Annotated in this window: 5 protein-coding genes and 1 pseudogene; 3 read left to right on the top strand and 3 right to left on the bottom strand. The window is 71.6% G+C overall.

The genetic code is table 11. The annotated features are described in order from the left end of the window. The 3 genes and pseudogenes from E4A53_RS01755 to E4A53_RS01745 form a co-directional block, all read right to left on the bottom strand. Positions 1-413 (bottom strand): annotated as a pseudogene (locus tag E4A53_RS01755) (hypothetical protein); the annotation flags it as partial. A gap of 172 nt (positions 414-585) precedes the next feature. Beyond that, entirely contained in the window at positions 586-1,887 is a 1,302-nt protein-coding gene (locus E4A53_RS01750) for an O-acetylhomoserine aminocarboxypropyltransferase/cysteine synthase family protein (protein ID WP_136161374.1), read from the bottom strand. A gap of 39 nt (positions 1,888-1,926) precedes the next feature. Further along, entirely contained in the window at positions 1,927-2,211 is a 285-nt protein-coding gene (locus E4A53_RS01745) for a chorismate mutase (protein WP_136161409.1), read from the bottom strand. A gap of 96 nt (positions 2,212-2,307) precedes the next feature. On the opposite strand from E4A53_RS01745, the gene E4A53_RS01740 reads away from it, so the two are divergent. From E4A53_RS01740 to E4A53_RS01730, 3 genes are read left to right on the top strand one after another with little or no spacing between them, the layout of a single operon-like run. After that, positions 2,308-3,321, top strand: a complete 1,014-nt coding sequence (locus E4A53_RS01740) for a polyprenyl synthetase family protein (protein ID WP_136161373.1) — start codon at positions 2,308-2,310, stop codon at positions 3,319-3,321. After that, positions 3,318-5,765 (top strand): ATP-dependent helicase HrpB, encoded by a 2,448-nt coding sequence (gene hrpB / locus E4A53_RS01735; protein WP_206366204.1) that lies wholly within the window; start codon positions 3,318-3,320, stop codon positions 5,763-5,765. Before E4A53_RS01740 ends, hrpB begins: the two co-directional genes overlap by 4 nt. Before the next feature lie 55 nt (positions 5,766-5,820). Next, positions 5,821-6,102, top strand: coding sequence for an ETC complex I subunit (locus tag E4A53_RS01730; RefSeq protein WP_136161371.1), 282 nt, complete (start codon positions 5,821-5,823; stop codon positions 6,100-6,102). The last annotated feature ends 25 nt before the right edge of the window (positions 6,103-6,127 follow it).

Genomic DNA, 6,127 nt, shown 5'->3' with positions numbered 1-6,127 from the left:
AGCCGCCAGTTCTGCCCCGCGCCACGCGCCGCCGGCAGCTTCACCGTCTTGCCGTTCGACAGATTATACGTGTCGTATTTGTGCAAAACCGCCTGAACGTAATAGGTCCCGGCGGGGACCTGACCGAGATCCTCGATCGGATAGCCGGTGATGCCGGTGGCGATCATCGCCGATTCACCGCCCCGGATGCCGTTGACGTCGACACCGAACACCTGCGCGACGTCCAGCCCGCGCGACGCCTGGAAACGCGGCTCGCTCTTCGCGTCCTTGCTGACGATCAGGATGACGCGGCCGTCATAGCTCGCCTGCGGCAGTCCCCGGCCAAGCTCGACCTTGAACGTCTCGGCCTGGGCGGTAGTCGCGGCAAGCGCGAGGGCACCGCCGGCCAGAAGCGCGCGCAGGTAAGTCGTCATACTGTCCCCCCGAAGGCATGGCGCGGACCCGCGCCGCATCGCCGAAGGGATAGCGCGGCCCCGTGGCGATGACCACCAGTTTTGCGAACGTATGTTCGTTACGCGAATTTCTTGCGTTTCTACGGGCTGGTCCGGCGCGGGCGCTGTCGCGCCCGGCCGGACCGGGGATCAGTCAGCCGTTACGCGCCGCCGCCATGCCGCGCTCCAGATCGGCGATGATGTCGTCGCTATGTTCAAGCCCGACCGACAGGCGGACATACCCGTCGGACGCCCCGGCGATTGCCCGTTCCTCCGCGGATAGCTGCGAATGGGTGGTCGACGCCGGGTGGATGGCCAGGCTGCGCGTGTCGCCGATATTGGCGACATGGTAAAATAGCTGTAGCGCGTCGATGAATCGCTTGCCGGCTTCCAGCCCGCCTTCCAGTTCGAAGCCGAGCAGCGCACCCAGGCCGCCGGTCAGGATGCGGTCGGCACGCTCGCGCTGGACGCCGGTCTGCACCGACGGGTGGATGATCCGCGTCACCTGCGACTGGCTCTTCAGATAATCGACGACCTTCAGCGCGTTGGCGCAGTGGCGCGGCATCCGCAGCGGCAGGGTCTCGACGCCCTGCAGGATCTGGAACGCGTTGAACGGCGACAGCGCCGCGCCCAGGTCGCGCAGCAATACGGTGCGGGCGCGCAGGATATAGGCGATCGGGCCGAGCGGCTTTGCCGCCTCCACCCACACCGCGCCGTGGTAGCTGGGGTCGGGCGTGTTCAGGTTCGGCTGGCGTTCCGGCACCGCGCTCCAGTCGAAATTGCCGCCGTCGACAATCATCCCGCCGATCGATGTGCCGTGGCCGCCGAGATATTTGGTCGTCGAATAGACGATGATGGCGGCGCCGTGGTCGAACGGCCGCGCGAGCAGCGCCGCGCAGGTGTTGTCGACGATGAGGGGAATGCCGAGCGGCCGGCCGAGCGCGGCGATCTCGTCGATCGGGCACACCGACAGCTTCGGGTTGGGCAGCGTTTCGGTGTACCAGGCGCGGGTGCGTTCGTCGCTGGAGCGGGCGAAGGCCTGCGGGTCGGCCGGGTCGGCGAAGCGGACCTCGATGCCCATCGTCTTGAAGGTGTTGACGAACAGGTTCCAGGTGCCGCCATACAGGTCGGTGCCGGCGACGATATTGTCGCCGGCGCTGGCCAGATTCTGGATCGCATAGGTCGACGCCGCCTGGCCGGATGCGACCGCCAGCGCTGCCGCGCCGCCCTCCAGCGCGGCGACGCGCTGTTCCAGCACGTCGGTCGTCGGGTTCATGATGCGGGTGTAGATGTTGCCCAGTTCCTCCAGCGCGAACAGCCGGGCGGCGTGGCCGGTGTCCTTGAACTGGAAAGAGGTGGTCTGGAAGATCGGCGGCGCCACCGCGCCGGTCGTCGGGTCCGCGCGCCAGCCGGCGTGCAGGGCCAGCGTTTCCGGGTGCAGGGGGCGTTCGGTCATTTCAGTCTCTCCAGGTTCGAAAGGGGCGCGGACGCGGGACTAGCTTTCGTCGCGAATCCGCTCGTGATGGTGGATCACCTCGTCGATGATGAAGCGCAGGAATTTCTCGGAAAATTCGGGGTCGAGATTCGCCTCCTGGGCCAGCCGGCGGAGCCGCGCGATCTGGCGCTGCTCGCGGCCCGGGTCGGCGGGGGGCATGCCGTGCTCGGCCTTGTGGCGGCCGACCGCCTTGGTGATCTTGAACCGTTCGGCGAGCATGAACACCAGCGCGGCATCGATATTGTCGATGCTTTCCCGGTAGCGCGTCAGCCAGTCGTCGGTCATCGCATTCCCCATCTTCGCGCCCGTTTCTAGGCGGTTGCGGCGTCGGTCCGGCGCTTGGCGCTTGCGCTTGGCGCCGGGGCGGGCCACATCGCCGCCATGACCGCGACCATCCACCAGATCGGCGCCCGGCGCCAACCATCCCTTGACCCCATGGTCGCGCTGGTGGCGCACGAAATGAATGCGGTCAACAGCGTCATTCTTGACCGGATGAAATCGGACATTCCGCTGATCCCGGAACTGGCCGGGCATCTGATCGCCGGCGGCGGCAAGCGGATGCGGCCGATGCTGACCGTCGCCTGCGCGCGGCTGGTCGGCTATCTCGGCAACCGCCACCATCGGCTGGCGGCGGCGGTCGAGTTCATCCACACCGCGACGCTGCTCCACGACGATGTCGTCGACGGGTCCGACCTGCGGCGCGGGCGGCGGACCGCCAACATCATCTGGGGCAACCCGGCCAGCGTGCTGGTCGGCGATTTCCTGTTCAGCCGCTCGTTCGAGCTGATGGTCGAGGACGGCAGCCTGCGCGTGCTCCGCATCCTCTCCGGCGCCAGCGCGGTGATCGCGGAAGGCGAGGTCAACCAACTGAGCGCCCAGCGCCGGGTCGACACCGGCGAGGAGCAGTATCTGGCGATCATCGGCGCCAAGACCGCCGCGTTGTTCGCCGCCGCCTGCCGCATCGCCGCCGTCGTCGCCGAACGGCCGGAGGCGGAGGAGGAGGCGCTCGATTCCTACGGCCGCAACCTCGGCATCGCGTTCCAGTTGATCGACGACGCGATCGACTACGCGTCGGACGCCGAAACCATGGGCAAGGGCGTCGGCGACGATTTCCGCGACGGCAAGGTGACGCTGCCGGTCATCCTCGCCCATGCGCGCGGCGGCGATGCCGACAAGGCGTTCTGGCGCGACGCGATGATGGGCCACCGGATTTCCGACGCCGACCTGGCGCATGCGACCGGCCTGCTGCGCGTGACCGGCGCGCTCGACGACACGCTGGCGCGTGCCCGCGTCTACGGCCAGCGGGCGATCGACGCGCTCGGCCGCTTTCCTGACGGGCAGGCCAAGGCGGCGCTGGTCGAGGCGGTCGAATTCGCGGTGGCGCGGGCATACTGAGCGCGCTGCCGATCGCGGCGGTGCTGCCGGCCCTGCTCGCCGCGCTGCGGCAGGGGCCGAACGCGGTGCTGGTCGCGCCGCCCGGCGCCGGCAAGACGACGGCGGTGGCGCCGGCGCTGCTCGCCGAGGACTGGTGCAGCAGGCAGGTGCTGTTGCTGTCACCGCGCCGGCTCGCCGCGCGGGCGGCGGCGGAACGAATGGCGGCGCTGGCCGGAGAGCCGGTCGGGCGGACGATCGGCTATGCGACGCGGATGGATTCGAAACAGTCGGCGGCGACCCGGCTGCTGGTGCTGACCGAGGGGATTTTCCGCAACCGCATCCAGGCCGATCCGGAACTAGCCGGCGTATCGGCGGTGCTGTTCGACGAAGTGCACGAACGCTCGCTCGACAGCGATTTCGGGCTGGCGCTGGCGCTCGACGCGCAGGCGGCGCTGCGCCCGGACCTGCGGCTGCTGGCGATGTCGGCGACGCTGGACGGCGCCCGCTTCTCCGCGCTGATGGGCGGTGCGCCGGTGATCGAAAGCGCCGGGCGCAGCCACCCGCTGACCCTCCGCCATGTCGGCCGGGCGGCGGAGGCGCGGATCGAGGATGCGACGGCCGCCGCGATCCGCCGCGCGCTGGCGGAGGAAACTGGCGGGCTGCTCGCCTTCCTGCCCGGCGTGGCGGAGATCGAGCGGACGGCCGAGCGGCTGGCGGGGCTGCCCGCCGACATCGTGCTCCACCGCCTCCATGGTTCGCTCGATCCGGCGGCGCAACGCGCGGCGATCGCCCCGGCCGCGCCGGGGACGCGCAAGCTGGTGCTGGCAACCGCGATCGCCGAGACCAGCCTGACGCTGGACGGGGTGCGGATCGTCGTCGACAGCGGGCTGGCGCGGCGGCCGCGTTACGACCGGGCGGCGGGGCTGACCCGGCTGGTCACCGAACGCGCCAGCCGCGCCGCCGTCACCCAGCGCGCCGGCCGCGCCGCGCGGCAGGGGCCGGGCGTCGCCTACCGGCTGTGGGAGGAAGCGGCGACTGCCGGCCTGCCCCCCTACGACCCGCCGGAAATCGCCGAGGCAGACCTGTCGGCGCTGCTGCTCGACTGCGCGCTGTGGGGCGTCGCCGATCCGCGCACGCTGCGCTGGCTAGACCCGCCCGGCGCGGCGGCGCTGGACGAGGCGCGACGCCGGCTGGCGGCCCTCGGCGCGCTCGACGAATCGGGTCGGCCGACCGCGCATGGCCGGGCACTTGCCGCGCTGCCGCTGCCGCCGCGCCTTGCGCATATGCTGGTTGCCGGCGCCGCGCGGGGCTGGGGGCGGACGGCGGCGGCGGTCGCGGTGCTGCTCTCCGAACGCGGGCTCGGCGGCAATGACGCCGATCTGGAGGTGCGGGCGCGGCGCTGGGCGAGCGAGCGCGGCCCGCGCGCGGAGGCGGGACGGCGGCTGGCGGAGCGCTGGCGCCGGCTGGCCGGGGCCGACGACGGCAGCGGAGAGATCGGCGCCTGTATCGCGCTCGGCTTTCCCGATCGCGTCGCCAAGCGGCGCGGTGCGGACGGCGCCGACTGGATCAGCGTCGGCGGGCGCGGCTTCCGGCTTGACCCCGCCTCGCCGCTGGCGCGGGCGGAATGGCTGGCGGTCGCCGAAACCCAGGGCACCGCCGCCGGTGCCCGCATCCTGTCCGCCGCGCCGATCGACTCCGCGACGGTCGAGGCGCTGTTCGACGATCGGATCGAAACGATACGCAGCGTCGCCTTCGACCCGGCGACCGGCAGTGCCTCGGCCAGCCGGGTCCGCCGGCTGGGCGCGATCGTGCTGGCGCGCGGGCCGGATGAGCGGGCGGAGCCGGAAGCGATCGCGGCGGCGCTGCTCGCCGGGGTGCGTGACGGCGGCCTCGCCCTGCTGCCCTGGGACGGGCCGGCCGCCGTACTGCTGGCGCGGGCGCGCTTCGCCGCCGCGCAGGGCGCCACGCTGCCTGACCTGTCCGATGCCGCACTGATTGATGCGCTCGACGCCTGGCTGCCGCCGCTGCTCGCCGGCCGGCGGCGGCTGGGCGATATTCCGGCGGAGGCGCTGGCGGGGGCGGTCGCCGGGCTGATCGGCTGGGACGGGCAGCGGCTGCTCGACCGCTTCGCGCCCGCCCGGCTGGAAACCCCGGCCGGGAGCAGCCACGCGATCGACTATGCGGCGGAGGGCGGGCCGAAGGTGGAAGTGCGGGTGCAGGCGCTGTTCGGCCTCGCCGTCCATCCCACGGTGGCGGACGGGCGGGTGCCGCTGGTCCTCAGCCTGACCTCGCCGGCCGGGCGACCGATCCAGACGACGCGCGACCTGCCGGGTTTCTGGGCGGGCAGCTGGGCGGCGGTGGCGAAGGAGATGCGCGGCCGCTACCAGCGCCACCCCTGGCCGGACGACCCGGCGGCGACCGCGCCGACGCTACGCACCAAAAAGGCGGACGCCCGCCGGCGCTGACCGGCTTGCCAGCACTCCCATGTCGCCGGTATGGGCGGCGAAACAGGAGCATGGCATGGCGACGGCGCGAATCTACCAGCGGATGAAGAATGCGATGCAGTCAGGGCGCGCGCGCACCGACGACTGGATGCTGGAATATGAGCCGGCGGAGGCCAAGCGGCCGGACCCGCTGACCGGCTGGGCCGGATCGGGCGACACCCGCCAGCAACTCCGCCTCGACTTTCCGACGCTTGACGCGGCGAAAGCCTATGCCGAGCGCGAGGGCATCGCCTACCACGTCGTCCCGGCGCCCGAACGGGTGTTGAAGCTGCAGTCCTACGCGGATAACTTCCGCTAGACTTCGCCCCGAGGGGATGAAACCA

The sequence above is a fragment of the Sphingomonas flavalba genome, assembly GCF_004796535.1.
In the GTDB taxonomy this organism is placed as follows: Bacteria; Pseudomonadota; Alphaproteobacteria; order Sphingomonadales; family Sphingomonadaceae; genus Sphingomonas_L; species Sphingomonas_L flavalba.
This window is presented reverse-complemented; position numbering and strand designations above follow the sequence as displayed.

Bases quoted from the DNA above. Each gene is read 5' to 3' on its own strand.
- E4A53_RS01740 (WP_136161373.1), top strand. From the start codon at position 2,308: ATGACCGCGACCATCCACCAGATCGGCGCCCGGCGCCAACCATCCCTT.
- E4A53_RS01745 (WP_136161409.1), bottom strand. From the start codon at position 2,211: ATGACCGACGACTGGCTGACGCGCTACCGGGAAAGCATCGACAATATC.
- E4A53_RS01750 (WP_136161374.1), bottom strand. From the start codon at position 1,887: ATGACCGAACGCCCCCTGCACCCGGAAACGCTGGCCCTGCACGCCGGC.
- E4A53_RS01730 (WP_136161371.1), top strand. From the start codon at position 5,821: ATGGCGACGGCGCGAATCTACCAGCGGATGAAGAATGCGATGCAGTCA.